The 26,264-nt window shown below is 36.3% G+C and carries 30 protein-coding genes; 15 read left to right on the top strand and 15 right to left on the bottom strand.

Features of this window, described 5'->3' with window-relative positions:
- Window positions 1–31 precede the first annotated feature (31 nt).
- The 3 genes from ACMAWV_RS14465 to ACMAWV_RS14475 are packed head-to-tail and all read right to left on the bottom strand — an operon-like array spanning window position 32 to window position 1,370.
- Window positions 32–415 carry a DUF2237 family protein gene (locus ACMAWV_RS14465; protein ID WP_233189715.1) on the bottom strand — a complete coding sequence of 128 codons (384 nt, stop codon included), beginning with the start codon at window positions 413–415 and terminating at the stop codon, window positions 32–34.
- A 17-nt stretch (window positions 416–432) separates the two neighbouring features.
- Entirely contained in the window at window positions 433–792 is a 360-nt protein-coding gene (locus tag ACMAWV_RS14470; RefSeq protein WP_103218047.1) for a hypothetical protein, read from the bottom strand.
- Window positions 789–1,370, bottom strand: coding sequence for an RNA polymerase sigma factor (locus tag ACMAWV_RS14475; RefSeq protein WP_158246871.1), 582 nt, complete (start codon window positions 1,368–1,370; stop codon window positions 789–791). The genes ACMAWV_RS14470 and ACMAWV_RS14475 overlap by 4 nt, the downstream gene beginning before the upstream one ends.
- 143 nt (window positions 1,371–1,513) lie before the next feature.
- Here ACMAWV_RS14475 and ACMAWV_RS14480 point away from each other — a divergent pair, with 143 nt between their 5' ends.
- Window positions 1,514–2,044 (top strand): hypothetical protein, encoded by a 531-nt coding sequence (locus ACMAWV_RS14480; protein WP_103218045.1) that lies wholly within the window; start codon window positions 1,514–1,516, stop codon window positions 2,042–2,044.
- Between the two features lie 29 nt (window positions 2,045–2,073).
- On the opposite strand, the gene ACMAWV_RS14485 is transcribed toward ACMAWV_RS14480, so the two are convergent.
- From ACMAWV_RS14485 to ACMAWV_RS14500, 4 genes are all read right to left on the bottom strand, one after another.
- The gene (locus ACMAWV_RS14485; RefSeq protein WP_412470118.1) at window positions 2,074–2,811 is read right to left on the bottom strand and encodes a lipoyl protein ligase domain-containing protein; all 738 of its coding nucleotides are present in this window, start codon (window positions 2,809–2,811) and stop codon (window positions 2,074–2,076) included.
- Window positions 2,801–3,784: a lipoyl synthase gene (lipA, locus tag ACMAWV_RS14490; protein ID WP_103218043.1), complete on the bottom strand. Its 984-nt coding sequence runs from the start codon at window positions 3,782–3,784 to the stop codon at window positions 2,801–2,803. The genes ACMAWV_RS14485 and lipA overlap by 11 nt, the downstream gene beginning before the upstream one ends.
- Window positions 3,785–3,867: 83 nt before the next feature.
- Window positions 3,868–6,171 carry an efflux RND transporter permease subunit gene (locus ACMAWV_RS14495; RefSeq protein WP_412470117.1) on the bottom strand — a complete coding sequence of 768 codons (2,304 nt, stop codon included), beginning with the start codon at window positions 6,169–6,171 and terminating at the stop codon, window positions 3,868–3,870.
- Window positions 6,172–6,357: 186 nt separating this feature from the next.
- The gene (locus tag ACMAWV_RS14500) at window positions 6,358–6,915 is read right to left on the bottom strand and encodes a pentapeptide repeat-containing protein (RefSeq protein WP_158246870.1); all 558 of its coding nucleotides are present in this window, start codon (window positions 6,913–6,915) and stop codon (window positions 6,358–6,360) included.
- A 100-nt stretch (window positions 6,916–7,015) separates the two neighbouring features.
- On the opposite strand from ACMAWV_RS14500, the gene ACMAWV_RS14505 reads away from it, so the two are divergent.
- Genes ACMAWV_RS14505 through ACMAWV_RS14520 form a run of 4 tightly spaced genes read left to right on the top strand, consistent with a single transcriptional unit; the run spans window position 7,016 to window position 10,968 of the window.
- A complete protein-coding gene (locus ACMAWV_RS14505) occupies window positions 7,016–7,909 on the top strand; it encodes a LysR family transcriptional regulator (protein ID WP_412470116.1) in 894 nt (297 codons plus the stop codon).
- Between the two features lie 42 nt (window positions 7,910–7,951).
- Window positions 7,952–9,844: a hypothetical protein gene (locus ACMAWV_RS14510; protein WP_392992493.1), complete on the top strand. Its 1,893-nt coding sequence runs from the start codon at window positions 7,952–7,954 to the stop codon at window positions 9,842–9,844.
- A gap of 3 nt (window positions 9,845–9,847) precedes the next feature.
- Window positions 9,848–10,450 carry a pyridoxamine 5'-phosphate oxidase gene (pdxH, locus tag ACMAWV_RS14515; RefSeq protein ID WP_103218038.1) on the top strand — a complete coding sequence of 201 codons (603 nt, stop codon included), beginning with the start codon at window positions 9,848–9,850 and terminating at the stop codon, window positions 10,448–10,450.
- Between the two features lie 17 nt (window positions 10,451–10,467).
- The gene (locus ACMAWV_RS14520) at window positions 10,468–10,968 is read left to right on the top strand and encodes a hypothetical protein (protein WP_146037854.1); all 501 of its coding nucleotides are present in this window, start codon (window positions 10,468–10,470) and stop codon (window positions 10,966–10,968) included.
- On the opposite strand, the gene ACMAWV_RS14525 is transcribed toward ACMAWV_RS14520, so the two are convergent.
- Window positions 10,958–11,350, bottom strand: a complete 393-nt coding sequence (locus ACMAWV_RS14525) for a hypothetical protein (RefSeq protein ID WP_103218036.1) — start codon at window positions 11,348–11,350, stop codon at window positions 10,958–10,960. The genes ACMAWV_RS14520 and ACMAWV_RS14525 overlap by 11 nt on opposite strands.
- Window positions 11,351–11,454: 104 nt before the next feature.
- On the opposite strand from ACMAWV_RS14525, the gene ACMAWV_RS14530 reads away from it, so the two are divergent.
- Window positions 11,455–11,709, top strand: coding sequence for a hypothetical protein (locus ACMAWV_RS14530; RefSeq protein ID WP_103218035.1), 255 nt, complete (start codon window positions 11,455–11,457; stop codon window positions 11,707–11,709).
- A gap of 24 nt (window positions 11,710–11,733) precedes the next feature.
- Here ACMAWV_RS14530 and ACMAWV_RS14535 read toward each other — a convergent pair whose 3' ends face one another.
- Complete coding sequence (locus ACMAWV_RS14535; RefSeq protein WP_103218034.1) at window positions 11,734–12,309, bottom strand: superoxide dismutase; 576 nt, start codon at window positions 12,307–12,309, stop codon at window positions 11,734–11,736.
- Window positions 12,310–12,477: 168 nt separating this feature from the next.
- Between ACMAWV_RS14535 and ACMAWV_RS14540 the strand changes: the two genes are divergently transcribed.
- From ACMAWV_RS14540 to ACMAWV_RS14565, 6 genes are all read left to right on the top strand, one after another.
- Window positions 12,478–13,434, top strand: a complete 957-nt coding sequence (locus ACMAWV_RS14540; RefSeq protein ID WP_146037853.1) for a hypothetical protein — start codon at window positions 12,478–12,480, stop codon at window positions 13,432–13,434.
- Window positions 13,435–13,596: 162 nt separating this feature from the next.
- On the top strand, window positions 13,597–14,079 hold the full coding sequence (locus tag ACMAWV_RS14545; RefSeq protein WP_103218032.1) for an NADH-quinone oxidoreductase subunit B: 483 nt from the start codon (window positions 13,597–13,599) through the stop codon (window positions 14,077–14,079).
- A complete protein-coding gene (locus ACMAWV_RS14550) occupies window positions 14,072–14,707 on the top strand; it encodes an NADH-quinone oxidoreductase subunit C (protein ID WP_103218031.1) in 636 nt (211 codons plus the stop codon). The genes ACMAWV_RS14545 and ACMAWV_RS14550 overlap by 8 nt, the downstream gene beginning before the upstream one ends.
- 21 nt (window positions 14,708–14,728) lie before the next feature.
- The gene (locus ACMAWV_RS14555; protein WP_103218030.1) at window positions 14,729–15,874 is read left to right on the top strand and encodes an NADH-quinone oxidoreductase subunit D; all 1,146 of its coding nucleotides are present in this window, start codon (window positions 14,729–14,731) and stop codon (window positions 15,872–15,874) included.
- The gene (locus ACMAWV_RS14560; protein ID WP_103218029.1) at window positions 15,871–16,389 is read left to right on the top strand and encodes a 4Fe-4S binding protein; all 519 of its coding nucleotides are present in this window, start codon (window positions 15,871–15,873) and stop codon (window positions 16,387–16,389) included. The genes ACMAWV_RS14555 and ACMAWV_RS14560 overlap by 4 nt, the downstream gene beginning before the upstream one ends.
- A gap of 268 nt (window positions 16,390–16,657) precedes the next feature.
- A complete protein-coding gene (locus ACMAWV_RS14565; protein ID WP_103218028.1) occupies window positions 16,658–17,179 on the top strand; it encodes a hypothetical protein in 522 nt (173 codons plus the stop codon).
- A gap of 12 nt (window positions 17,180–17,191) precedes the next feature.
- Here the strand turns inward: ACMAWV_RS14565 and ACMAWV_RS14570 are convergent, their stop codons facing one another.
- The 4 genes from ACMAWV_RS14570 to ACMAWV_RS14585 form a co-directional block, all read right to left on the bottom strand.
- Complete coding sequence (locus ACMAWV_RS14570) at window positions 17,192–17,911, bottom strand: 1-acylglycerol-3-phosphate O-acyltransferase (RefSeq protein ID WP_103218027.1); 720 nt, start codon at window positions 17,909–17,911, stop codon at window positions 17,192–17,194.
- A 77-nt stretch (window positions 17,912–17,988) separates the two neighbouring features.
- Entirely contained in the window at window positions 17,989–18,435 is a 447-nt protein-coding gene (locus ACMAWV_RS14575) for a DMT family transporter (RefSeq protein ID WP_103218026.1), read from the bottom strand.
- Between the two features lie 12 nt (window positions 18,436–18,447).
- Entirely contained in the window at window positions 18,448–19,665 is a 1,218-nt protein-coding gene (locus tag ACMAWV_RS14580) for a class I SAM-dependent rRNA methyltransferase (protein ID WP_412470115.1), read from the bottom strand.
- A 2-nt stretch (window positions 19,666–19,667) separates the two neighbouring features.
- Window positions 19,668–19,958, bottom strand: coding sequence for a hypothetical protein (locus ACMAWV_RS14585; protein WP_103218024.1), 291 nt, complete (start codon window positions 19,956–19,958; stop codon window positions 19,668–19,670).
- Window positions 19,959–20,010: 52 nt separating this feature from the next.
- Here ACMAWV_RS14585 and ACMAWV_RS14590 point away from each other — a divergent pair, with 52 nt between their 5' ends.
- From ACMAWV_RS14590 to ACMAWV_RS14600, 3 genes are all read left to right on the top strand, one after another.
- Window positions 20,011–20,871, top strand: coding sequence for a hypothetical protein (locus tag ACMAWV_RS14590; protein ID WP_412470114.1), 861 nt, complete (start codon window positions 20,011–20,013; stop codon window positions 20,869–20,871).
- 82 nt (window positions 20,872–20,953) lie between these two features.
- Window positions 20,954–22,639, top strand: a complete 1,686-nt coding sequence (ettA, locus tag ACMAWV_RS14595) for an energy-dependent translational throttle protein EttA (protein WP_103218022.1) — start codon at window positions 20,954–20,956, stop codon at window positions 22,637–22,639.
- 16 nt (window positions 22,640–22,655) lie between these two features.
- Window positions 22,656–23,696: an aspartate kinase gene (locus ACMAWV_RS14600; protein ID WP_412470113.1), complete on the top strand. Its 1,041-nt coding sequence runs from the start codon at window positions 22,656–22,658 to the stop codon at window positions 23,694–23,696.
- On the opposite strand, the gene ACMAWV_RS14605 is transcribed toward ACMAWV_RS14600, so the two are convergent.
- Complete coding sequence (locus ACMAWV_RS14605) at window positions 23,626–24,792, bottom strand: ATPase, T2SS/T4P/T4SS family (protein ID WP_412463159.1); 1,167 nt, start codon at window positions 24,790–24,792, stop codon at window positions 23,626–23,628. The two genes, ACMAWV_RS14600 and ACMAWV_RS14605, sit on opposite strands and share 71 nt — an antisense overlap.
- Window positions 24,793–24,800: 8 nt before the next feature.
- Window positions 24,801–26,063 (bottom strand): hypothetical protein, encoded by a 1,263-nt coding sequence (locus ACMAWV_RS14610; protein ID WP_158246868.1) that lies wholly within the window; start codon window positions 26,061–26,063, stop codon window positions 24,801–24,803.
- Between the last annotated feature and the right edge of the window lie 201 nt (window positions 26,064–26,264).

The raw sequence follows: 26,264 nt of genomic DNA on the forward strand, positions 1-26,264 counted from the left end.
ATTGTATTCGCTATCTTTAGGCCAGTAAAGCTTAAGCTTTGTTATAGGCCATCTCAGTTAGAAATTGCATTGGAATCACGGCCAGGGTTTCTTCATGGCACGCTTCAAGTATAATTGGACAGGCCTTTCCTGCTTTGTATGCGCTAAGCCATCTTCCTGCACATAAGCACCAGCGATCACCTGGTTTTAGACCTGCAAATTGAAATTGTGGCATAGGAGTTGATAGATCATTTCCATCGGCTTTTGAGAACTCAAGAAACTCTTCTGTAACGATACAGCAAACAGTGTGCATTCCTCGATCATCAATATCTGTACGACAAAAACCGTCACGCCAAAATCCAGTCATTGGTGTACACCCACACATTTGGAGGGGAGTACCTAATACATTGAGGTGGCCATTACTTTCACTTGTCACAGATATTCCTTGGTTTTTTAATAATCACTATATTCGCCGTCAACATCAATGTAATTATATGAGATGGCACTTAGTTCATCAATACTTTCTAAAACCTGGTCATCATTTGTAAAGTTACTTTCAATATAGGCCAAGTAATCTTTCACATTGCTGGCCGAGGAGCTCGGTTGCTCAAGGCTTAGGGTGACAACTACAGCAAGACAGATCGTAATGCTTGCTAGAGCTGCACATAACCACTGGGCCCTCTTCTTTTGCTTAGCTTTCAAATGAGATGTAAATTTTGTCTTGAACGCAGCATTCATTTCCTTTGGCGGATTAATTGCAGCTTTTGTTCTTAAATTTGTTTTCATATTCATTTCTTTATTTGAATCTTTCATAAAGACTCCAATTGTGTTTCAAGTATCTCTTTAAGTTTTAGTTTTGCTCTGTTTATTAAATTCTTAACGGCCTGTCTCGACTTTCCTAAAATCTCTGCAATCTCATCTCCAGTGTACTCATCCATCCACAGGGTAATGGCCTCTCTTTGTGTTGGAGGTAAGTTTGAAATTGCTTCAATTATTATTTCTGAATTGGCCTCTTCAATAAGCTTTTCAAGAGTCGATACTTGCTCATCTTCTATACCAATAATCACATTATCATCGGCAACATTTAATTCTTTTATTTTCTTTAAATAGTCATAACTCTTATTTCTTGCAATCGTCCAAAGCCATGTCGATACTTGATATTCTTTTCGATACATCTTTCTCTTGTCATATAAAGTGAAGAAAGCATCGTGAACAATCTCTTGGGCCTTTTGCTCATCGAGTAGGATATAATAAACATATTGGTAAAGTTTTGTGCTTAGTCTTTGGTAGAGGACCTCAAAAGCTTGGTGGTCATCATTTTTTGCAACAACTTCCATTAGGTCAGATGAGCCTAGTTTTGATTGCGAATTTGACCAGATAAAGTTCTTCATTATACGCATACCTATTATACGAATATTGCTTACAAAGGTTTCGCACTTTCAATAAAGTGCTATAATATTCACTAGTTACAGGATAGTGAAACCTTTTCCATTACCACCAGTATAACAGTTAACTGGATAAAAAGGAGAAAATGATGAAAACTCTTACTATATTAGCTTTAACTTTTTTATTAGCTTTTTCTACACTCGCAGATGGTGAAAAGAAAAGAGATCGAAAGCATAAGAAAGATAGAAGTGCACGTTATGAAAAGATGACTGAAATGGATGGTGATTTTTCTAAACTTTCTAAAGGGGATCTTAAGAAATTAGAAAGTGAATTTGCTAAGTTTCAAGATGAACAACATAAGAAGAAAGTGGCATTTGAGAAAAAAGTATTTTCAAAAAGAGAGAAGTTTTTAAAAGATAATGAAGCATTAATGCTAAAGCACTTAGATGAGATCTATGCTCTAAAGAAGAAGTTACAATTTGGTAAAAAAGAAGAAAATAAAAATATTAGAAAACAAATTAAAGAAAAGAGTAAAGAATTTAGAAAGTCGATGAAGCAACTACGACACAAAGACCAGCGCGATAGTATTAGAAGTATGAAAAAAGAATTCTTTGAAGAAATGAAGGTCGAAAGAAAAAAGTTTAAAGAGAAAATTAAATCTTATAGTAAGAAATCGTAATAAAGAAAGGGCCAATAGATGGCCCTTTTTTAATTCTTATATATTTCTTTTACGAGTTGATTAATAAAGCGCATACGATATTCTTCGTAGCTAGTATTAAGACCATCAGATGAGATATTTACAAGGGTATTATAAATATCACCAGGAAGGCCACAAGGGAATGTCATTATTAAGGCCTTATTCATCTTCTCTGATGGATAAATATTTAAGGCCATCCCGTGCATTGAAACAAAACGCTTAAGTTGGATGCCCATTGAAGCTACTTTCTTCTCACCATGCCAAAGTCCTAGGAGAGGGCGATCAAAGTCGAGATCATGAATCGTGTTATCACTCGTATTTATAGCGTTTACCGTACTTTTAAAGAGCTTGTTAATAAGCTCAATTGTTCTAAGCTTTTGTTGACCAATATGAACAATAGGGTAGACAATCACTTGTCCCGGATGATGGAAAGTTAGTCCTCCACCGCGCTTAATTTCCACAACAGGAACATCGATCTTTCCGACAAGGGCCTGATCAAAATCAACAAGTCCATGCTCTTCAATTTGATCTCTTTGAAGTCCTCTTCCCATTGTAAAGACTTCCGGGTGAGAGGTAATGATATAAACCATTTGTTCTGGATTATTGTAGATATATTCATTGGCCTTTTCTTGGAAAGCTAGCGCTTCTAGATAGTCCCAATTATCTTTGTGAAAAATATATATTTGGTTCTTCGACTCAAGTGAGTAATCTTTGATACCAAGATCATTAATTAAATTGTTAAACGTCATGACCTTTTGCCCTTAGGTGATCAAGGTAATCCGCTGCCTTGTAACTACTTCGAACCATAGGTCCTGAAGCAACAAATTCAAAGCCCATTTCATAGGCAATCTCTTTGTAGCGATCAAACTCCTGTGGCCTATAGTATCGATCAACGCTTAAGTGTCTCATCGTTGGGCGCATGTACTGACCAAACGTTACGATATCACAACCAACTTCTCTAAGGTCTTTGAGTGTCTCAAGAATTTCTTCATGAGTTTCACCAAGTCCTAGCATTAAGGAAGTCTTTGTCGAGATATGTGGATAATTTTCCTTATAGAACTTTAAGCAGTTTAAAGTCTTTTCATAGCCGGCGCGACGATCTCTCACATCGTGAGTTAGCCTTCTAACAGTTTCAACGTTTTGTGCGATAACAAAAGGGTTACTCTTAGCAAGAGTGTGCATATGTTCTTCGACTGCATTGAAGTCTGGAATTAGAACTTCAACAAGTGTCTCTGGATAGTCTTTATTGATTCTTTTAACGACGTTTGCAAAGTGGCCAGCTCCAAAGTCTGGAAGATCGTCACGATCAACACTTGTCACAACAAGATACTTTAGTGACATCGTTTCAACCATCTTTGCAGCATTTTCGATTTCATTGAAGTCGACAATACCTTTTGGATTTCCTGTATCAACATGACAGAACTTACAGGCACGTGTGCAAGTACCACCTAGGATCATCATTGTTGCTGTCTTTGCAGACCAACACTCAGACATATTTGGACAACTTGCTTCTTCACAAACTGTGAAGAGTTGTTTTTCTCTTAATTCTTTTCTGACTTCTTTGAAGTTGTCACCAGTTGGGATCTTATTTCTCAACCACTCTGGCTTCCTTTCGAGGTTGCGTGCTTCTTGTTTCTTTCCAACATTAAGACGTGCTTTCTTTTCTTGAATTTTCTTACGAGATTCTTCGTAATCCATTTGATTTACTTGGTTATCAGTCATTTATATAATCCTCAAAATATGTCCATGCTTATAGCAATTTTAAGCTCGTAAGTTAAGACATATGATGAGGACCTACGTATTTTCTATACCTTAGCAGTATCAGTCTCTACTTTTGAGCTCTTTAAACTAAGTAATGCAGCAGGTAAGATCACTAAGTCGGCCAATAGGGCAAGTGTTAGGATCACTGAGCAGTACACACCAAACTTTTGGTTAGGAACAAAGTCTCCTAGGTAAAAGAGACCAAAAGCAATGGTTAGCATTGTCGTCGTAAGGGCCAGGGCCTTTCCTGTTTGATGCATTGTCGATGCAAGTGCATCGTGGCCATTCATACCTTGAAGCATTTTCAACTTATAATTCGAAATAAAGTGTATTGTATCGTCAACTGCAATACCTAAACACACGGCAAAGACGATAACGTTACCAATATTTAATTCATCACCTGCAAAGTACATAATTCCAGCGGCCACTGATAGTGGAAAGACATTTGGAATTAATGAAAGCATCGCCAATTTTAAATCCTTAAAGACAAATAATATAATTAAGAAAATGATAGGGAGTGAAATACTCATGGATGTTAAAAGAGTATTCACAACAAGGTCATTAACTCGATTGTAGATAGGAGATTGACCGGCTTCATAGATTGTAATGCCAATTTCATCAGCTTTCTTTAAGATCTTATCTGTTTTTGCAATAGCGGCCGTTGAATCGTTTACATCCCACATAACAAGGACTCGAAAGCGGCGATTATCAAGAGATAGCTGGTTTTTTAAATCAAGTCCTTGCGGTAGTCCTAAAGTGTATAAGAATAATTGGTCTGCTACTGCACGACGTGTATCTGGAATTGCATAAAATTCTTCATTGTCACCATGAAGAGTTTTATTCATCTGTTTTACAATATCGAGGATTGAGCTTACACGAATAATTTTTTCGTCTTTAAGCATCCATTGAACTAGTTCTTCAGACTTCTTTAAAAACGCAGGGTCTTTAACACCTTCTGCCTTCTCTGAATCAAAAACAAGTTCAATCATTCTTGATCCACCAAATTCTTTACGAACCATATTAAAGGCCTGCTTAACTGGCGTATGCTCATCAAAGTATTCGATAGGATCAGCGTTAATATAGTTTTGCATCCCAAAGTAAATTGAAGCAATTGTGATAATAGGAGTTAGGATATTGATTACAACCTTATGTTTTTCTGCAAACATGAAGATTCCATCAAAGGCATGGAATTTATCGTCTCGATCTCCAACTTTAAAGTGAACCTTCGTTAACAAGGCTCCCAGGAAGAAGTAAGTGTAGAACCACGCAATACAAGTTCCGATTCCTGATAGGATACCAAGATTGTAGATTGGTTTAATATCTGTTGAAGTTAGTGAGAAGAAACCAATTGCTGTCGTTAGAGTTGTGAGCAGTGTTGGAATAAAGTTCTTCTTTAAAGCTGCAACGGCAGCATCATGTTCATTCATTCTATCGAAAATATAGAAGTGTCTATAGGTAATTAAGATATGAATCGAATCAGCTAATCCAATTGCGATTAGGATTGCTGGCAGGGCCGCAATAATACTTGATAGTTCAATACCAAGATGTCCTTCAATTCCAAATGTCGTTATAATGGCAAGACCAACTAATGAGAATGGGAGAACTATTCCTAAGAGGTTTCTAAAAAATAAGAAAAGGATTAGAGAGAGAACTCCAACTACTATTGGAAAGACAACCATCATATCTCGATCAGATGCTCTTTGGAGTGACTCGTTGATAAAAGAGATTCCACCGAGATAGAATTTCACACCTTCTGTCTTATTGTACTTCTCAAGCAATGCTTCGGTATCAACAACTACTTGATCATAAGGAGGAGTACCTTCAAATGTATCAAGAAAGGCCCTAATATACGTAAAGCGTCCCGATTTAGAAATAATTGAGTTTACAAGCATGCGATCATTCGTGGCATGCTCTTTTTTTAAATTTAAATTTTCTGGAGTTAGCTCAACTTCTTCATCTAAAAATGGTGTAATAAAAATATCATCATCTTCTGATTCTATTGAGTTGTGATTTGTTAAACTTTCAACACGAACAATATGCTTAATTTGCCAAAGATCACTCGTGATGTCTTGAATCGTCTTAATTGTATTTTCATCAAAAAGACCATCTTCCTTATAGACCATGATATCGATTGTATCCGAACTACCAAAAATCCCTTCATGCTCCTTAAGATCAATTAGACGTTGATCGTGCTCCATTAGCCAACCCTTTACAGAGTAGTTTGCGTGAATTTTCGGAAGGCCACTACTAATGGCAATGAAGAATAAGAATGAGATTAGAAGACAAGTTTTAGTATGATCGACAATATACTTTGAGACTCTTTCTGCAAGTGAGTGAACACGTTTCATATAATCAATTTCCTTTGAAGTTTGCTTAATTACTATATTAAGTTTTATGAAGAAAAGCTAAGAATTTTGGGGGGAGATTATAAGAAATACTTGATTGATGTAGACGCTCTAGCAAAATACTGTCGATACTCTCTACGTGTTCGAGAGTGAACATTGTGTGCTAGAGCGTTAGCGTAAAACTAGTTTTTAGTGGATTCCGATGAAATCCATTCCTAGCTTTTCAATGGCATTCTCTTTCAAGAATGGCATCTTCGTATTGATATTAAATTTAGCACCTTTAAGGTTGCAGTTAATGAAGATCGTTCCCGTTAAATCAACATTAGAAAAGTCACAATCTTTAAGGCTACAATTTTTAAAAGTAACTCCTCGTAGATTTGCCCATCTCATGCTTGTTGCCGCAAGATCACATTCTTCAAATGTACTATCTTCTAAATTTGTACATTCCAAGCTTACATCTTTTAAGTTAATTCTCTTAAAACGATTCTTTGCAAGGTTTGACCATGTGAAGTCAACACCCTCGTAATTTGAATTATTGTGCTTGGCGTATTTGATATTACATTTTCTTAGATCACTTTCGTTAAGATCCGAGTGACGGATGCTAATCTTATCTAGCATCGAGTTATCAAACGAACTCTTCTCAAGCTTAGAGGCACTGATTAATCGTAAGTTATCAACATTCCTAAGATTGATACGATTTTCATTTTGTTTTTTGATTGCTGTAAACATCGTGTTTTGCGTCGTCATTTCCATCCTCTTTGTAAAACTAGGAAGATAGTAGCGATTTTATTTAGCTATATTAAGTCAATTGTTTGTAAATTCGGAATTTCCGAACTATTGTATTTGCATGAACTGGAATCATCTCTATTGTTTTTATGAAGCTGCAAAGCATAAATCCGTAAAGAAAGCCGCTTTGAAAATGGGCCTTGCTTCGTCGACTGTGAGTGAGCAGATTAAAAAGCTTGAGCAAAATTATGGCGTCCAACTATTCGAAAGAAAAGTTAGAGAGATTGTTTTAACTAAAAAAGGTGAGGAAGTTTTCTCACACGCCAAAGGTGTTTTTTCAAATGGGATGCGTCTTGTTGATAACTTAACGCCACATGATGATGGTGGTTATGATGTGACTTTTTCCATTGAATCTCATTTGGAGTCTCCAAATATTGCAACGGTTTTAGCGGATTATTATTCAGCCTATAGTGATTTTGGCCATACAATTACTAAACGTTCTAAGAACTTCTCACAAACTATGTACTACCTTGAAAATGATACTGTTGATGTGGCCATTAGTGATAAGAAGTTATCAAATGAATTATACGAGAATTTCCTCGTTGCTCAAAACTACCTTAAATTCTATGCAAATGAGACGGTTGCCAAGAAATATGACCATCTTCCATTTGAAAAGTTAGTAAAAAAACTACCAATAGGTTTTCTTTCTTCAGATGAGAAAATGATTGTTAGTGCTAAACAAATTCTTAAGGATCAAAAAGTTTATCTAAAAGAAGCCTTCTTTAGTGAGCACCTCCATTATCTTTTAACACTTGCCCAACGAGGGGAAATCATCCTTGCTGCAATTGGCAATGAATCAATATACCAAGAACTCTATTGTCTTGGACCAGAGCATGACATTCATCTTCCAACATTTGCCATTATTAAAAAGCAGAATGAAAATTTACTATTCGCAAGAAAATTAAAAGATTTATTAATGGTTGAGGCCGATGTCGCTCACTTAAATCTGCATTAATTTCTATTTGCCGAGCTGTTTAAAACTCGTTAGCATCTATCGATGAATAAAATTTCGCTTATTAAATCCATTGCAATGACAATATTGATCGCCCTTTCTCTACAATCAAGGGCCGAGGATATTGGTTTTCTTAAAGATGGAAAAATCAAAGATATTATCGTTAGGGAAATTGCTAACCTAAACTTATCAACAACAGTAAAGCTTCTTGATTGGAAGAAGATAAAGGGTGTAGGTGTCGGCCTTAAGTATGGCTATGAAATGACGCCATCGTACTTAAAAGGAAAGTTTGCTCGTGTTGATGAGTGGAGTTTCAATCGTCATGTAAATCCTGGCTCATATATTGATGCTGTTACGCCAATTAATTTAACATTTTCAAAGAATGATCGTGTAACTTTCATTCGCCATTTCGAAGACCAAAAGAAAGCGATTTTAGCAGTTCCTTATTCTATCAATAAACTACCATATAACGCAGAAAGTACTCTAAAACGATTGGCCATTGGTGACTTCGTTAGTATTCCTGCTCAGATGACATTAAACTTCGGCATGAGTGCATCATATGGTTATGGTGATATTGTGGATGCTAGTGCATTTGCCAATGTTATTACTAGTGGTAATTACAATATCAATATTTACCGCATGGATGAGAGTAAGGTTCGCCTCAAAATCGTAACGAGAACTTCGACTGAAGCCAAAACAGGTGCTCAAGTAAAGAGTGATTTCTTTGTCGCGCTAGTTGAAAAAGTAAATGCTCCTGACTTTGTTTCTAAAAATTTCCAACTGAAATTAGTCGAATACAATTTAGGGCGTGGAATAGGTGAACAGTACGTTTTAGACTACATTTTTGATTTAAGCCTGCCACATGCTAGAGAAGCATTTGATCGTATTATCAAACCTAAGTATAAGCTTGATACAGATAAGATGATTGGACAGTATACTGGACGAAAGTATATTGAGGAAAAGTTAATCTCTGACTTTAGCCTAGCAAATGAAATTGCAACATTTGGTACAGGTGTAAAATTACTTTTTCAAGGATTCAATGAGTATAAGTTCAAGCGTCGTGGTTTTAAGCTTGGTATCTTTATTAGTGAAGTTGATTATGACTGGACTTATTATAAGAATAATATTTCTATTATAAATGGCCCTGATGCAGGAGAGTATTTCTTTCCAAACAAAGTCTACAAGTACAGTGAAGAGTTTAATATCCTTATTCATAAAAGAAAGGATAGGATCGAGGAGTCTTACTTCTCTTTCATTCCAAAAGATAGGGCGACTGAAACTTCTGTTGATTTCGGAACTAACTACATTAGAAAGGATCGATATTTCACAAGTGGAGAGTGGCGATCAACGAAGAAAAAGATCAAGGCCTTGGTTCCTAAATTTATCTTTTTAAAAATGGACTTCAAGGAATTAGATTCAATCAAGACTAATATTACAACCGAAGTTAAGTATCGTCTTGTACTTAGAAAAGAGATTTTTGACTATATTAAAGATGTACCTCTTGATCGAATAATTGATGAAGTTAACAAGATCAAAAAAGATCGTGGCTACCGAGTTGTTTCAAGAAATGGAAAAGGTGACCATATCATAAGTAAGATATTCTTTTGGCAAAGGGCGCATACTCGTCACGTTGCTAGGAGAATTCAAAAAATTCTTAACTCAGATGTCGAAAATATCTATATTAAATTGGAAAAGGTGATCGATAACATCGACAAGAATAATTTTCGTAAGTATTTTTATCGTGTTGTGCAAAGTCTTGTTCCTGTTGATGATCTGCCAAACTTAATGTTTTTTAAGTTGGATATCTTAGGTAACCGTACTCAGCCTGTACATTTTAAGTATGGAGAGCATGAGTTTCCTAAAATATATTATGAGATTTTAGATATTAACCGCGACTTTCACGACTCAAAAAGAGACTTTCAAATTATTACGGAGTAGGTTGTGAGTGATTACAAAAAATTTATAGGTGAGTACAAAGATTCTCCAGTTGAGATTTTTGAGAAATGGTTTAAAGAAGCTGTTGCTACAGAAGAGAATGGACCTGCATTTACACTTTCAACTGTCGATAGTGACGGGCTTCCAAATGCTAGAACTCTCTTATTAAAAGAAGTCTTAGATTTTAAACCATTATTTTTCACAAATTATGACTCTGTTAAGGCCAGCGAGATAGAGAATAATCCAAAAGTCGCTATGACTTTCTATTGGCATCGTCTTGGAAAACAAGTCAGAATTAGAGGTTCAATCTCTAAGTGTGATTCGCAAATTTCGAAGAAGTATTTTCATTCCCGTGCTCTCGAGAGCCAAGTGGCCAGCTTCATTTCTAAACAGTCTTCTTCAATTGAAGACAGAAGTAAATTAGAGCAAGAATATAATGCTGGTCTAGATCGCTATAAGGATGAAGTTCCTTATCCTGAAAACTGGGGTGGGTACCTAGTTGATATCCAGGAAATTACTTTCTTTATTTACGGAGAGTTCCGTTTAAATGATCGTTTTCAATTTATTAAAAAAGGTAATGAGTGGCATTCTCTAAGACTTTATCCATAATTATATTAACAATCTTCTTGTTGGTCTCTAATGGGAATGCATCAGAGCTATATGCTGGAGGTGGAGCATCCTTAAGTGGTGTTATCTCTGAATCTGATTACTATAACGGCGCTACCGCAATTTTTCCATCTGCCAATGTTGGAGTGAAATTTGGTGCTTTGGCCATTGAAGGTTTTTTTAGAAAGGGGACACTTTCTAATGATCATCAAGGCTTTAAGATCGATTTGGACACAAACCAATTTGGTTTTATGTTACGTCTATCTCCTGAAGAATGGCTTGATATGAACTTGGGTGGACATTGGACAATGGTGGAGGGAAGCTCTTCTGTTTATAATGGGCAAGTACTGACAGGTTTAGTTAATCGTACGTATAGCTCAGTTATTTTAGGAATGGGATTTAATATCCCTCTTTCAAATCAATTGCGTGTACGTACTGATATGAACTTCTATTCTGGAAAAGAAATTTTCTCTCTTTTTCAATTTGATATTTCTGTTGTTTATAGCTTTCTTACTTTTTAGATTGGCTGCTTGCTGGCAATCTTCCACTTTCTCTAGTGATAAACTTTGCAAGTTCTGGTGTTACAAGCCCACCCTTATCTAAGGCCGTTGCGAGTTTGTCATTACCAGTTTTAAGTGAACCAATATATTGTTTGGCTTGTTGATTTGCAGCAACTAGGGTTTGCATATTATCTAGTGCTGCTTGATATTCTGTTTTGATTTCTTGAATCGTTTCTTTATGGCGAGCGACCTCTTGCTTTAGATTCGCAATCTCTACCGCCTGACTAATGTGAGCATTTAGATTTTTTTCAAATTGGATTGCATCTTGATCTTTAAATTCACGACCAGCTTTGATTGTGAAAGCGATTAGAACAAGTAAGTTAGCAAAAATAATTTTTTTCATAAATATCTCCATTATTCCATGTACCTATCGACATAATAAAAAAAATCATTAATATTTTTCGAAAACATCCGAAATAATAAGTACTTATACTTTGGGGAAAGAGAATGTTTTTGATTGATGTAAATTTATTTGAAGATGAGTTCTACCTTCTGCCTGTTGAACAGAGGAAAGGTGACCAATATAAAATTGAGTGCCACTCAATTGAGTCGGCAAAATTACTACAAGAAACTCTAGGCCAGATTAAGCATCTGCATCCAACTAAGGATAAATCTCGCTTCAGACTTTTGAGGAGAGAAAATCAATTTGGCTTTGAAGTGAAAGTTTTAAGTTATATTGAAGAAGAAAAAAAGGCCTCATAAGAGGCCTTTCATTTAATTAAATAATTAAAGATTTGAGTTTACGAAATCCCAATTAACAAGGTTCCAGAATGCGTTGATGTAATCTGGACGAGCATTTCTGTAATCAACATAGTAAGCATGTTCCCATACGTCGATTGTCATTAGTGCTGTGTGACCATCTGTCATTGGAGTTTCAGCATCGTCAGTATTAACGATTTCTAGTTCTCCACCCTTGTTCTTTACTAGCCAAGTCCAACCTGAAGCAAAGTTAGTTGCAGCTGCATTTGAGAATTCTTCTTTGAATTTATCAAATGAACCCCATTTTGCGTTGATAGCGTCAGCTACTGCACCAGTTGCCGCACCACCTGCGTTTGGAGCAAGACAGTTCCAGTAAAAAGTGTGGTTCCATACTTGAGCAGCATTGTTAAATAATCCACCACTTGATTTCATGATGATCTCTTCTAGAGTCATGTTTTCAAATTCAGTTCCTGGAATAGCTGCGTTAAGCTTAGTTACGTAAGCATTGTGGTGCTTTCCGTAGTGGTACTCAATTGTTTCAGCTGAGATATGAGGTGCTAGAGCGTCTTTTGCCCATGGTAGTTCTGGAAGTTTATGTTCCATTCTTTTCTCCTTAATTCTAGATTCTTAAAATGTTTTTTGAACAGCTCCATTCTAATGCGTTTGTTCTTTAAGTGCAAAACGCAATAAGTTATAGAAATTATTTTTGCCCTTTGGAAATTCTCCTCAAATTTTACTCAAGAATTTAACTTAGATGTCGATTTTAAGGTAATGCATTTGCCTGGCCGTCTACCTACATTATTTTTTTCAATCTTAACGAGTTTTCTTGTTTGTTCTAGCGTTGCGGCAAGTAGTTGGGCAGAACGTGGTGGAGTAATTCGCTCGGCTACTAATAAGTATAGTGGAAATTGGAGAAAGCTTTCTTCCACTCAAGAAGGCAGTATCGAGCAGCTTATCGAAATTGTCTCAACTTCAAAGCTAGGAATTCAGCTCATTGACAAGGCCCGTTTAAGAGCTGCCAAGGATCGTAAGCGCCTAGAAGAGGTAATTGATAGTGGAGATGTATCGGTAACCGACACAACCCTTGTTCGAAAATTTAATCCAAGCTCTCCTGAGAGCGTGCGTTTTGAAACAAGATCAACTGTTTATATTGATAAGTCACATTCAACTAAAAATGCCGTTTTAGACCTTATCCATGAGCTCACTCACTATATTTATAAAAAACCTTTCAACCCTTATTTAAGTGAATTCTCAGTTTCTTCCTTTCTTAGCGATACTATTCAAGGCAAAGGCGGGGAAGTGGATGCTTTTATGGTCGAGTGTCGTGTTGGACGTGAAATCTATGGCCTTAAGGCAATTTCTCCACAGTGCCTAAATATTTTAGATGGAGAGGAGTTTTCAAGGGATCTTGCCATAAAGGAATTTTATAAATTAGGCGTTCATTATGATCAATTTAAGCATGAGGCAAGTAAACTAGGCATCTCTGATGAGATTATCCAGTTTAGTTCTCGTGAGGATTCAAGCCTAATATCTTCGGCTTGGTCAAAGCCATACCCAGTAGCAGTTATTGAGGAGTATGGGACCATTATGACTAAGGTCTGTCAAAATGATCTCAAGCGTATGACCTACCTTAGGGAGAGCCAAACCCGTTCAATAGCGAGTGCTAATAAGAAAGTTGGCCAAGTAGAGTCGAAATTTAATGCTCGTTGTCGTTCATATTTAGACTAAATTTTATTGACGACTGAACTCAATAATGTCTCTATGCACCAATGATCACTTACAAAAAACTCTCTTTTTTCCTCGGCTTTAATTGACTACAAAGCTAAGCATTGGTAATTTATAACCTAAGAATTTCATAATTTTATACATCTATAAAAAGGATTGCTGGCAATGCAAGATAGTGTTGTTTTATTAAAACTTGATGACTTCCTTAACTGGGGAAGAAAGAACTCTCTATGGCCAATGACGTTTGGTCTTGCTTGTTGTGCTATTGAAATGATGGCAACTGGTGGATCTAAGTATGACTTAGAAAGATTTGGTTGTGGTGCTTTCATGGCGACACCAAGACGTGCGGACTTAATGATTGTTGCAGGTACTGTAACACTTAAAATGGCCCCAAGAATTAAGACTCTTTACGAACAAATGGCCGAGCCGAAATATGTTATTTCGATGGGCTCATGTGCTAACAAAGGTGGGCCTTACTGGCAACACGGTTATCACGTTCTTAAAGGTGTTGATGAGATCGTTCCTGTTGACGTTTACGTTCCAGGTTGTCCTCCAAGACCTGAAGCCTTAATTGAAGGTTTAATGACACTTCAAAAGAAAGTTGCCAACGAAAGACTTCTTAAAGATAAGTGGGTGAAGCATGCTTAATGAATTAGTAACTTTTATTAATGATAAAGTGAGTGGTGCAAATGCTTCTTTAATTGAAAATGAAGCAGGTGATAAGCCAATCTTAATTGATGCTTCAAAGATTAAAGATGTTTGTTATGCACTAAGAGATAGCTCAGAATATCAATTCAACGTTCTTCAAGTTGTATCTGGTGTTGATTACGAAAATGAAATCGAAGTAAACTATATGCTAGCTTCGTTCATCACGAACTCTGATGATGTAATACTTAAAGTAAAACTTCCAAAAGCAAACAAAGATGATGTTCCAAAGATTGATTCTGTTTGTGATGTTTGGAAGTCAGCTAACTTCTTAGAGAGAGAAGTGTACGATATGAATGGTGTTGAATTTGTTGGACACCCAGATCATAGAAGAATTCTTTGTCCTGAAGATTGGGAAGGTTTCCCACTTCGTAAAGACTACGAAGTTCAAAAAGCTTGGCAAGGTTTCGAAGTAAATCCTGAACATAAAATGAATATTGCAGATCATGAGTTCTTTGCTAAGGCAAGAATTGATGCTGCTGAACCAAAGAAAATCTCTGGTTCATGGGATGGAAAGATTTCTACTGATTTAGAGGCAGCTCTAAATAAGAAGATGGAAGAAGCTAAATAATTAATTTTAAGGATATTTTTAATGGAAGATAATACATTAAAACAAGAACAAGAAGCCTTACATACTGATCTACTGACAGTAAATATGGGGCCTCAGCACCCTGCCACTCACGGGGTTTTACGTGTTGAGATTAAAACAGATTCTGAAATCGTTGTTGAAGCGACTCCATACCTAGGTTACCTACACCGTTGTATGGAAAAGCACAGCGAGAACTTAGACTATCGTGGGATTATTCCTTTCACTGACCGTATGGACTATCTTGGTGCTATGGGAATGGAATGGGGTTATGTTCACGGTGTAGAAAAAATGCTTGGAACTGAAGTTCCTGAAAGAGCAGAGTATATCAGAATCATCGTTGCGGAACTTCAAAGAATCGCATCTCACTTAATGTACTTTGGTACTTACGCAATCGACCTTGGGGCCTTCACTCCATTCTTATACGCTTTCCAAGATAGAGAGCAAATCCTAAGAATCTTTGAAGAGCTTTCAGGTGCCAGACTACTATACAATTACATTTGGATTGGTGGTGTTTGGAATGATATTAATGACGATCAACTTCGTCGTATCGATCAATTCTGTACAACGATGGAAGAAAGCATGAAGAAGTACCACGATCTAGTTGGTATGAACGCAATCTTCCGTAACAGAACTGCTAATGTTGGTATTGTAACTCCTGAGATGGCTTATGAGTACGGTGCAACTGGTGCTGTTCTTCGTGGTTCAGGTGTTGAGTGGGATCTTCGTAAGAAGAAGCCATATGGTTACTACGATAAGTTTGATTTTGATGTTGTTACTGGTAAAGGTGAAATGGGAACTGTTGGTGACTGTTGGGATCGTTACTATGTACGTGTATTCGAAATCTTTGAATCAATCAAAATCCTTCGTCAAGCTCTTGATGGAATTGAAGCTGGACCTGTTATGGGTAAAGTTCCAAAAATCATTAAGCTTCCAAAAGGTGAGATTTATACAAAAACTGAGTGTCCACGTGGAGAACTTGGTTACCACATCGTTTCAGATGGTGGAAAAACTCCTTACAGAGTTAAAGTTAAGTCTTCATGTTTTACTCACACTTCAATGCTACCTGAACTTGGTAAAGGTCAGATGATTGCAGACTTCGTTGCTACAATCGGAAGTATTGATATTGTTCTAGGAGAGGTTGACCGATGAGCACTGATACAACTTACCACGCAGGTGAGCAACTAACGTTAGGAAAATGGTTTAAGAATATCTGGACTGGTATTACTACTGTAACGAAAGGTCTTGGTATTACTTTTAAATATGTGTACGGTGTAAAACCTGTAACAATTGAATACCCAGAAGTAAGAGAAGAGCTTCCAGCAAACTCTCGTTCACGTCTATTTAATGATGTTGAAAACTGTATTTCTTGTTACCAGTGTGCAACTGCTTGTCCAGTTGACTGTATTTACATTACAGCTGTTAGAAGAGAAAAAGATGCTCCAGTACTTAAGACAAGTGGTGGAACACCAATTAAGTTAGATCTTCTTCAATATACAATCGATACAGCTCTTTGCTGTTACTGTGGTCTTTGTACTACTGTTTGTCCTACTGAGTGTCTAACTCACACGACAGACTATGAATTCTCTCAATATACTCTTGATGAGATGAAGTACGACTATCTAGCACCAGATATCAAAAAATGGCGTGAACGCATTGTAAAATAGAAATAAAAAAGGCTCCTAATGGAGCCTTTTTTATTTCTATGCGCAGACGCTTGAAGTGATTATTCTCAATAAACTCAAATAGCTTCAGCTGTTTGATGTTTCCTCAGCGCAAAAATCTTCTTCATATAACCGAAAGACGCATGTCCAGGACGGACGGTATGTCGTCACTTCAATAGACACTGTTTAAGATATTTACAATCTAACTACTTAATATTCCGTTAAATTCTTGGCACACAAAGTGCAACTATATATGTATCTGGAGGGAATAATGAAAATGATTCTTAAAGTTACAATTGCACTATTTATCACTTTAAATGCTTTTTCATACCAGCAAATTTTTGCAACTTCAGGTGATCTAAAGATTAGAAGTCAGTACTATGGTGATCAAGATATTAGATCGATTAGAGTCTATGGTGATACAGTAAGTGCTTATTCTAAAGATCCAAACGGAAATGATTATAATGATGTTCTTTTCAAAGTTACGAAGGAATATGCACCGTACAAGGAATTCTTTTTTGATATTCTAGAAAAAGGTGACTTTGTTATTCTTCCAAATGAAACAGGTAAAATCGAAGATCTAAAATTAATCTACAAGGGTAAAAAGTATAGCTTTATTGAAGCGGCACTTTTTCTTAATAAGAAGGATATGTGTGGGTTAGGAATGGAGTGTCCAACAAGTAATGCGGCCATAAATGATGGAAGAAGAACTACTGCTCCAGGAACACAAGGTCCACTTAGAAGAGCTGATGCTAGAAAAGTTGATTACATGACAAGAGTAAATATCTTCTAATAAAAGACTTTATTAGGAAACTTCTTTAGATAATTTATTGATATGGGCAAGCATCATTTCACGAGTCTTGTCCATGAGCTCTCCAATATCATCCATTGTTAAACCCTGTGTCGAAATAGGCTCAAGTGCTTCAATGATAACCTTTCCAGGTTTGAGTTTTCTAAGATCAAATGACTTATCATATTCAGAAAATACAACAGGGTAAATTGGAAGTTGGCCTTGGATAGCAACAACGAATGGGCCTTTTTTAAATGGCAGTAATCCTCGTCCTTTTGAGCGAGTTCCTTCTGGCATAATCCAGACATTACAATTGTCTTCTTTAATTGTTCGAGCAACTTCGGCCATGGCCTTCCAGGCCTTAGTTCTATTTGTTCGATTAATCAGAATATTTCCAGCAAGGTAGTACATTTGACCAAAAATAGGGATCCAGACAAGAGACTGCTTCCCAAGAGAGACTGTTCTTTTTGGCAGGGCCGGCCCTACAAAGAAAATATCGAGATTTGATTGGTGATTAGAAATGATAACAGAATTTCTAATATCCTTGTGACTCTTCTTAACTCTTGCTTCAATTTTTATATTTAAAAAAAGGTGAGTTAGCCACGAGTAGTACTTAGCAATCATGTATGTGTTGCCACGATTTGCAGGACGAAACATGCATATTGGAATCCAAATTAGTGTTCCAATAACTAAGAATAATCCAGCAATGAATAGACGAAAATACATTAAAAGCATTTTTACTTTATAGCATAGGATTTATAGGTGTCAGACTATAAAATTAAAGTGTTTTTAACGCTATTTAAGAGTAACTGTTAAAATAGTGTAATTAAAATTACTGAGCCAATTGCCATTAAGATTCCAAGACCTTTTGGCACAGTAAGAGAGATATTCTCTACGAATACATCCCATAGAACACTTGTCACCATCTGTGCAGCGATTAGTCCGACAGTTGTTTTTACGGCACCAACTTCATAAATACCAAGCGGAAGACCCACAACAAATAAGAAGCCGAAGAACCCAGGAATGACATACCACCACTTAAATTGGAAGTCCTTTAAGCGAACGAATTCAGGAAAGAACTCTGGGTTATATTTAACAAAGAAGAAGAAACCAATACAAACAACTAGAGTAACAAAGTTACCAAGAAGGGCCATCCATGTAAGACCGATATCATTTGTCATTAATCGGTTTATGGCACCTTGAAGGATTCCGATACAACCAATAAATAGGGGAACAATTATGGCCAGGTTATTTGTCATTTATTTTTTCCTTTATTTCTTTAAAAGAGTTAGTCCTTTAAGGTAGTCGCCTTCAATAAAGCCTTTAAGTGACGGACAGTCACCAGTAAGTTTTAGTGATCCAGTGATACTAATCTTGCGGGTACCAATGTACTCTTTAATTTTATTTTCAAATTTCTTGCGTGTAATTGAATGTGTATTTAAAAAGATATGTGCTTTTCCACCTTTATTTAGAATCATATCAAATAGAGGAATCATATCTTTATATGCATCAATAGCTTTCGAAACTTTCTTTCCATCACTTGATGCACTTGGTGGATCGCAAATAATTAAATCAAACTTACGACCTTCTGCCTTAAACTTTTCTAGTGCCTTGATTGTTGGCATACAAAGTGATTCATGATTTTCACTCATTTTATTAAGAACAAGGTTCTCTTGTAGCCAATCAAGATACTTTTGAGAAAGATCCACACTTGTTACATCTGTTGCCCCCTGTTTCAGTCCAAACAGAGAATAAGCTCCAGTGTAGCTATATAGATTTAAAACACTCTTTCCTTCAAAGTCTTCTTTCACGCGGTCCCTAATTGCCGCCATATCTGTGTAGATTCCAATATCATAGAATTGGTTAAGCTTAATTTGATACTTAACTCCATATTCTTCAACGATAAAGTTATCTTCTTTTAGTTGCTTATTTGTCGCGCAATAAAATTCTTTCTTACGCTTTAGATTTCTTTTTTGAACCCAAAGAGTATCTTTAGGAAAAAAGTCTTTTACTATTTTTAGAACGTCATTTTCAAAGTGGTTCCAGAAGTTTGCATAAAATTGAATAAGAATTCTATCTTTTAAGCGAATAATAAAAAGACCTGGCAGATAATCAGACTCGCCAAAAGCAAGGTAGTAGTTTTCACGAGTATCAATATTCCCACGTGCTTCAAAACTTGCTTGCATGCGCTCTCTAAGTTCAAAGTAGAACTCTTTTGGGCCAATGTGAGATGAACCTTCACCAATACGCCAGATTCGTGCTAGCACACTATCGTGAGTCGGATCATTTAGCATAACAACAAACTTCGCATCGTCGTTCTTAACTTCATCAAGCTTTGCCGTAATAAAAGGAGAGCCCTTAGGAAACTTAAGAGAGTACTTATCTTTAGTAATCCAAGGATGACCTTTGAAGAGATATTTGATACTGGCAGGGTGTAGTTCTACCCTAGGTGTACGAATGCGTGGACGACCTGCGGTTTTCTTGTTCATTGTTACTTTTCTTTTTCTAACTTAATACGATATTGAAGGTTGTTCTCTAGTAAGAGAAGAAGTTTATTTGTTATCTCAAAAGGGTTTGAGAGTTCGAGAACACCAAATTCTTGTAAACGAAACTTTGTTTCAAGGTCCATGTCACGATATGGATCAAAATTTTGGCAAAAGAGTTTTAACTCTTCTAATAGTTCATCATTGAGATAGAAATCAGGGTGATTAATATCCTCTGATTGCTTATCAAAAGCGTGGTTTTCATTTCGAATGTGAAATAACTCTTCTTTATTTTCCATGGAGTATTGTTATTTCAGATACATAGCGTTACGTCAAGATAGGAGGTCTATTTTGGCAATAATATCTTTTTTATCAATCACTCTCTTAGCATTACTTATTCCTGCTGAAACCTTAATTGAAAGGTTTAACTCATTGAAATTTCGAATTCGATCTGAATATCAAAGAGGCAAGGACTTGTTAATAGAAGTATCCCTGCTCAATTTGATGGGGGACTTAACGCAACTTTCAAATTACAAGTTTTACGACTCATTAATTTGTGAGATTGCTCAGATTGCAAAAGAATTTGGCGCTGCAACAAGTCGAACTCTTGCAAAAATGCGCCACGCTCTCTCCAATGATCTTCAAATTGAGAAGAAGGCCGCAGGCACAATTAATGAAACACTCTTTCAATTTCTTATGGCAATGGGACTTACATTTGCCCTAAATATCTTTGCAACAAATATCCTTGGCCTCGCAACCGACTATACCTTCCTCTTTTTGGCCCTAATCTATAATCTTGTAGGTATTCTTAGTTTCATCATGCTTATTAAGAAACTAAAGCGAAAATTTCTGGCCCCTATTAGTAAGATTCTAAATTCATATCTCATATTTAAGCTTATGTACGATGTTGGAACTCCCATCAATCAACTCATTCATCGTTCATCAATCAACTCAATTGTAGATTTAGATCAGGCCCTGGCCAAGGATCTCTTTCGAAGGCTCGCTGCACTAATTGAAGTAAAGAAACACCAAGGTGTGGATATTTGTGAAGACCTTGAATCCATTGAGATTAATCTTTGGGATGATTACCGAAGTGAAAATGAAGTTTTTTTACAACGATTAAAAATCTTCAAATTTATATGGCTTGTAGTCTTCTTCTTTGTGCCTTATGTCGCAAACTTTTTTCGTCTAATAAGTCACCTAAATCTTTAAGTTTGCAGGCACTCTGTAATTGATATTCTATCGTTTTATAGGTACTTTATTTGAGTAATTTTAAAACAAATGGAGTCAATCGATGGCCTATCAAAATGATAAGCAAATTATTTATTCAATGAACCGTGTTGGAAAAGTTTATAAGCAAAAGCACGTTTTAAAAGACATCTCTCTTTCATATTTTTATGGAGCAAAGATTGGTGTTCTTGGTCTTAACGGTGCTGGTAAGTCGACACTTCTTAAGATTATGGCAGGTCTTGATCAAGACCATCTAGGTGAAACACACTTAGCTAAAAATTATTCGGTTGGTTACCTTGAGCAGGAACCAAAACTTGATCCTGAATTAACAGTTAGAGAAGTTGTTCAGCAAGGTTGCCAAGAGACAGTTGATCTTCTTGCTCAATTTGATGAAATCTCTGCAAAATTTGCAGAGCCAATGTCTGATGACGAAATGAATAATCTTCTTGATAAACAAGCTAAGCTTCAAGATAAACTTGATGCTGCAGATGCTTGGACTCTTGATAGTCAACTAGACCTTGCAATGGAAGCACTAAATTGTCCTCCATCTGAAGCAAAGTGTGGAAACCTATCTGGTGGGGAAAAGAGAAGGGTTGCACTATGCCGTCTTCTACTTCAAAAACCTGATATTCTTCTTCTAGATGAGCCGACAAACCACCTTGATGCTGAAACAGTATGGTGGCTTGAAAGACACCTACAACAATATAAAGGAACAGTAATTGCAGTAACACACGATCGTTACTTCCTAGACAATGTTGCTGGTTGGATTCTAGAGCTTGACCGTGGACAAGGGATTCCATTCGAAGGAAACTACACTGGTTGGCTAGAGACAAAAGCAAAGCGTCTAGCTCAAGAAGAAAAGACTGAGTCGAAAAGACAAAAAGCAATGAAAGAAGAGCTTGAGTGGATTCGCTCAAACCCTAAAGCACGTCAGGCGAAGTCAAAAGCTCGTATTAAGGATTACGAAGAAAGAGCAAAAATCTCTAGTGAAAAGAGAAATGAAACAAATGACCTTTTCATTCCTGCAGGTCCTCGTCTAGGAAATAAAGTTATCGAAGCTCACGGCGTTTCAAAAGCATTCGACGACAGACTTCTATATGAAAATCTTGAGTTCTCACTTCCTCCTGGTGGAATCGTTGGGATTATCGGTCCAAACGGTGCTGGTAAAACAACTCTATTCAAAATGATTACTGGTCAAGAGAAGCCAACTTCTGGAACTTTCGATGTAGGTGATACTGTTAAGCTTGCTTACGTTGACCAGGGACGTGATTTAGATCCTGAAAAAACAATCTATGATGTTGTTGCTGATGGAACTGAGTTTATCAATGTTGGTGGCCAAGAAGTTAACTCTCGTGCCTATATTGCAAAATTCAACTTCTCTGGAGAAGACCAGAAGAAGAAAGTTTCTGAGCTTTCAGGTGGTGAGAGAAATCGCGTACACCTTGCAAAAGTTTTAAAAGAAGGTGGAAATGTTCTTCTACTGGATGAGCCAACAAACGATCTTGATGTAAATACTCTACAAGCTCTTGAAAAAGCACTTGTTGATTATGCTGGTTGTGCTGTTATCATTTCCCACGACCGTTTCTTCTTAGACCGTTTAGCAACACATATCCTTGCATTCGAAGGCGAGGGGAAAGTTGTATGGTTTGAAGGAAACTTTAACGAGTACGAAGAAGATAAGAGAAGACGTCTAGGAGATGCAGCAATGAATCCTAAGCGCTACACTTATAAGAAACTTACTAGAGATTAGAAAAGAGATTATAAGCTTGAGAAGTGTATATAAATTTGGTGGCAGTTCGATAAAAAGCGCTGCTGCCATTAAGCAGATTGCAGATTTAATTTTAGCGTGTCCAAATGATGCTCTTGTTGTTTTATCTGCGACGTATAATTCAACTAATGAGCTGGAGTCTATATACTTTAGTGAAGACTCTAATTTATTAGTTGAAGACTTTTTCACAAAGCATAGAGTGATCATTGAAGAGTTAAACCTTCAAGTTGATCTCTCCAATTTTAAAGAAGAGTTGCTAAGCTATCTTACACTTCCCAAGTCTAGTTCGACTCTCGATTCTATCTACAGTATTGGAGAGCGTATCTCTACATCAATCCTTGCTAGTTATATTCAACAACAAGGAAGAGAACTTTTTCACGCAGATGCCCGTGACTATATTCTCACGAATCGCAATTTTAATGAGGCCAAGGTTCTCTTTAAGAATACAAAGGCAAATTGCAAAGATTTAAATAAGCACTCGCTAATTATCACACAAGGCTTTATCGCACGAACAACCGATGGCCAAACTTCAACTCTAGGCCGAGAGGGCTCAGATTATTCCGCTGCTATCTTTGCTTGGGCATTAGATGATGTACAAGAGCTTGTGATTTGGAAGGACGTTAAAGGTGTTTACGGCCATGATCCAAAGGTTCTTACAAATGCACCTTTAATTCACAACCTAAGCTACCGACAGACAAAACTTTTGACTAATAAAGGTGCTAAAATTCTTTTTCATCGAACGATGAACCCTTTAATCGAAGCAAATCTACCCCTTATTGTTAAAAGTGTATTCTACCCGAATGAAGCTGGAAGCTGTATTAGTGATGCTAAGGAAGATCATTTCTGTGCTATTTCAACAGAAAGAGATGAAGCCTCACGCAATTTTATTACGGTATTTGGCCTTCCTCTTGAAAATGCAAAGTTGTTGGAAAGGTCATTTGAAGTCGATGAAAATAACGATGATTACTTCACGCTAGAAGTTGATGGCCAAGATCTTCGTGAGTGGATAGACCTCTTTGGTGATCAGTTATTTTCTTAGCCTTTGAATAAAGTGTTGAGTAAATCGGACGATCTGCTTCACTACCGTGAACCTCTATAATTTCTTTTACTTCTTTATTTTCAACAAAGATCACGTTATCAACACTTTGACAGATCAGTCGTAAGATTTGATCGAAATCAATTCCGTTTTTACTCTCTGAGAAGATTGAAAATAATGTAGTAAGTCTGAGTAGTGTATCCTTGGCACTGTTAGCATGAATTGTACTCATCATACCTTTGTGCCCAGTATTCATTGCTAATAAAAATGGGATAACCTCACTTGATCTAATCTCTCCAAGAAGAATTCTCTTTGGAGACATCCTTAAAGCATAACTACAATAGTCTTTTAGACTCTTTCCCTCACTAGGATGTGATAAGAGGTGAGTTGAATTGGAAATATCTCCGTCGATCTCTGCAACATCTTCAATAATAACGTGATGTTCATTTTCAAAGCATAGCGCCTTACAAACTCTTAAAAAGCTAGTCTTTCCACTTGCCGTAGAGCCCGCAATAACAATATTCTTATAATCACTAACCAACTTTTCCACGATCTCATGTGTTTCTTTGTCTTTTGAAAAATCGGATATTTTGAAATTCTCTTTTGCATGAACTCTCAAAAATGCTTTTGCTTGTGCTTTAGGGGAAAGACATGGATGTGTGATACTCACTCGCAAGTCAATCTCATTTCCGTCAACTAATCGAGTATTCTTAAATGATGCAAATGGATTATTGAAGTTCCAATCAATTCCTAGTTTTTGAGTTAGAAAAACTAAGCTTAAGACAAAGTCTTCATTACTTAGAAATTCAACCTTTAAATTAAGATGATCCTTCTTTTGTACTTCGATATCACTAGGAGAGTGAATGATAAACTCATTGGCATCATACATTTTTAGAAGATCATCAATGTAACTTTGATGATAGACCTTGTTAAACCAGTCTTTGATTTCGTTTAGATTATCTAAGTCACTTTCTTGAAGATTATTTCTTTCGAGTGTTTCTAGAATAATTTCTTTAAAGTTCAGATGAATTGTTTTCTTTGCTTTCTCACTAAGTAGCATTTTAAATTCATTGAAAAAATACTGATTGATTTGTGACATTTTATTTCCTATTTAAGTTTCGCAATTGCAATGATTCTTTTATATGTTTTAAACTTTGTTGAAGATGAAAAGAGCTTTCCTAGAATAGGTACTTGGCCAAGGATAGGAAGTCTTCTTCCTGCGTTATCATCAGTTGTTAAGTCAATTTCAAACATTTGAATTGGAATTCCCTTTTCAATGAGAAAACTTGATTCTTGTGCACTCCCATTGATATACGTATCCCCATTCATTTGTCCCATTGGCCTAGTAAGTTTTGTAGCGTATTTCACTTTATAGCGATTATTTATTTTCTCTAAAAGTATCTCAATCTTAAGCCCTGCAAATCTCCACTGTGTATTATTTCCGTTGTTATTAGTCGTTGTCGTAAAGGGGATATCAGAGCCCATTTGCACTGTTGTTTTATTACTTGTACGAAGTAGAATTTTTTGTGTCGCAAGTGTTGAGACATTATAATCTGTATCTCTAAGTACAATACTTTGACTCTTTGCAAGTGCTGAAGCTCCTTCGTCAAGAAGGTCTGCAAGGCCTACGTCAACTTGATCTAGTCCGAAATTTATTTCTTTTCCGTCCATTCTTTCAATTTGGATGATTCTCATTTCTAGTTTATGGTTCAAAATATTCTCAAATCTTTGAGATAGAAAAAACTTAACCATAAGTTTATTTTGAAGTGGTTTAAGAAATTTTATATCTTTCAATATCTCTTCGTTGGTGAAACAGTGAATATCGATCTTGTTCTTTTGGCAGCGTATATCGTCATAGTAGTTTTGAAAAAAGTGGTGATGAATCTCTGCGATGATTTTCTTTGCTACTTGATCTTTTAGTTCACCTTTGAAGATAATACTCTTATTTTTACTCAACAGCGGTCGTAGGACTAGGTACTGATCAAGTGTTGTAATATCTTGGGTAATAATTAATTTATCTCCCTTGATTTCACCATTGATGTCGAAATGACGTAGATTATTTAGAGCTTCGAGCACCTTAAATTGACCAGACTTTGAAAGTACATAGAATTCGAAGGTCTTCTTGTTGCCAGAGTTTAACCATAGTGTGACAATTGAGTGACCTTGCATTTTACCTTTAATAATGAGTTTTGATTGGGCCTGTAGCGATTTGCTCGATAAAACTTCTTTATTAGATATACTGTAGTTTAAAACATTGTTTAATGAGATTTCAGTTACTTGGCCTATGCCTAGGGTAATTTGCTTCAGGCCTGTAGCGTAAATATTGAAATTTACGACTGATACTAGGCCAATGACTTTGACAAAAGGCAAGAAACTTAGTAAAAACCTATACTCGAAAACTGTTTTTAATTTAGATTTAAATATATTGAGGAGATTTATCATGGTATCAAGAACTCGTATTACAAGAAACAAGCGTAATGCTAAAAAAACAAAAATGGGTGCTAAAAGAAAAGCGCATAACAGAAACAAGGGAACTACTCCTAAGTTTAAAATTCATCTAGATTAATATTT

This window comes from Halobacteriovorax sp. RT-1-1 (assembly GCF_047085455.1).
In the GTDB taxonomy this organism is placed as follows: domain Bacteria; phylum Bdellovibrionota; class Bacteriovoracia; order Bacteriovoracales; family Bacteriovoracaceae; genus Halobacteriovorax_A.

Coding starts and splice junctions, on each gene's coding strand:
- ACMAWV_RS14470 (WP_103218047.1), bottom strand. CDS start 792: ATGAAAGATTCAAATAAAGAAATGAATATGAAAACAAATTTAAGAACA.
- ACMAWV_RS14475 (WP_158246871.1), bottom strand. CDS start 1,370: ATGAAGAACTTTATCTGGTCAAATTCGCAATCAAAACTAGGCTCATCT.
- ACMAWV_RS14480 (WP_103218045.1), top strand. CDS start 1,514: ATGAAAACTCTTACTATATTAGCTTTAACTTTTTTATTAGCTTTTTCT.
- ACMAWV_RS14485 (WP_412470118.1), bottom strand. CDS start 2,811: ATGACGTTTAACAATTTAATTAATGATCTTGGTATCAAAGATTACTCA.
- lipA (WP_103218043.1), bottom strand. CDS start 3,784: ATGACTGATAACCAAGTAAATCAAATGGATTACGAAGAATCTCGTAAG.
- ACMAWV_RS14495 (WP_412470117.1), bottom strand. CDS start 6,171: ATGAAACGTGTTCACTCACTTGCAGAAAGAGTCTCAAAGTATATTGTC.
- ACMAWV_RS14500 (WP_158246870.1), bottom strand. CDS start 6,915: ATGACGACGCAAAACACGATGTTTACAGCAATCAAAAAACAAAATGAA.
- ACMAWV_RS14505 (WP_412470116.1), top strand. CDS start 7,016: ATGAACTGGAATCATCTCTATTGTTTTTATGAAGCTGCAAAGCATAAA.
- ACMAWV_RS14510 (WP_392992493.1), top strand. CDS start 7,952: ATGAATAAAATTTCGCTTATTAAATCCATTGCAATGACAATATTGATC.
- ACMAWV_RS14525 (WP_103218036.1), bottom strand. CDS start 11,350: ATGAAAAAAATTATTTTTGCTAACTTACTTGTTCTAATCGCTTTCACA.
- ACMAWV_RS14530 (WP_103218035.1), top strand. CDS start 11,455: ATGTTTTTGATTGATGTAAATTTATTTGAAGATGAGTTCTACCTTCTG.
- ACMAWV_RS14535 (WP_103218034.1), bottom strand. CDS start 12,309: ATGGAACATAAACTTCCAGAACTACCATGGGCAAAAGACGCTCTAGCA.
- ACMAWV_RS14540 (WP_146037853.1), top strand. CDS start 12,478: ATGCATTTGCCTGGCCGTCTACCTACATTATTTTTTTCAATCTTAACG.
- ACMAWV_RS14545 (WP_103218032.1), top strand. CDS start 13,597: ATGCAAGATAGTGTTGTTTTATTAAAACTTGATGACTTCCTTAACTGG.
- ACMAWV_RS14550 (WP_103218031.1), top strand. CDS start 14,072: ATGCTTAATGAATTAGTAACTTTTATTAATGATAAAGTGAGTGGTGCA.
- ACMAWV_RS14555 (WP_103218030.1), top strand. CDS start 14,729: ATGGAAGATAATACATTAAAACAAGAACAAGAAGCCTTACATACTGAT.
- ACMAWV_RS14560 (WP_103218029.1), top strand. CDS start 15,871: ATGAGCACTGATACAACTTACCACGCAGGTGAGCAACTAACGTTAGGA.
- ACMAWV_RS14565 (WP_103218028.1), top strand. CDS start 16,658: ATGAAAATGATTCTTAAAGTTACAATTGCACTATTTATCACTTTAAAT.
- ACMAWV_RS14570 (WP_103218027.1), bottom strand. CDS start 17,911: ATGCTTTTAATGTATTTTCGTCTATTCATTGCTGGATTATTCTTAGTT.
- ACMAWV_RS14575 (WP_103218026.1), bottom strand. CDS start 18,435: ATGACAAATAACCTGGCCATAATTGTTCCCCTATTTATTGGTTGTATC.
- ACMAWV_RS14580 (WP_412470115.1), bottom strand. CDS start 19,665: ATGAACAAGAAAACCGCAGGTCGTCCACGCATTCGTACACCTAGGGTA.
- ACMAWV_RS14585 (WP_103218024.1), bottom strand. CDS start 19,958: ATGGAAAATAAAGAAGAGTTATTTCACATTCGAAATGAAAACCACGCT.
- ettA (WP_103218022.1), top strand. CDS start 20,954: ATGGCCTATCAAAATGATAAGCAAATTATTTATTCAATGAACCGTGTT.
- ACMAWV_RS14605 (WP_412463159.1), bottom strand. CDS start 24,792: ATGTCACAAATCAATCAGTATTTTTTCAATGAATTTAAAATGCTACTT.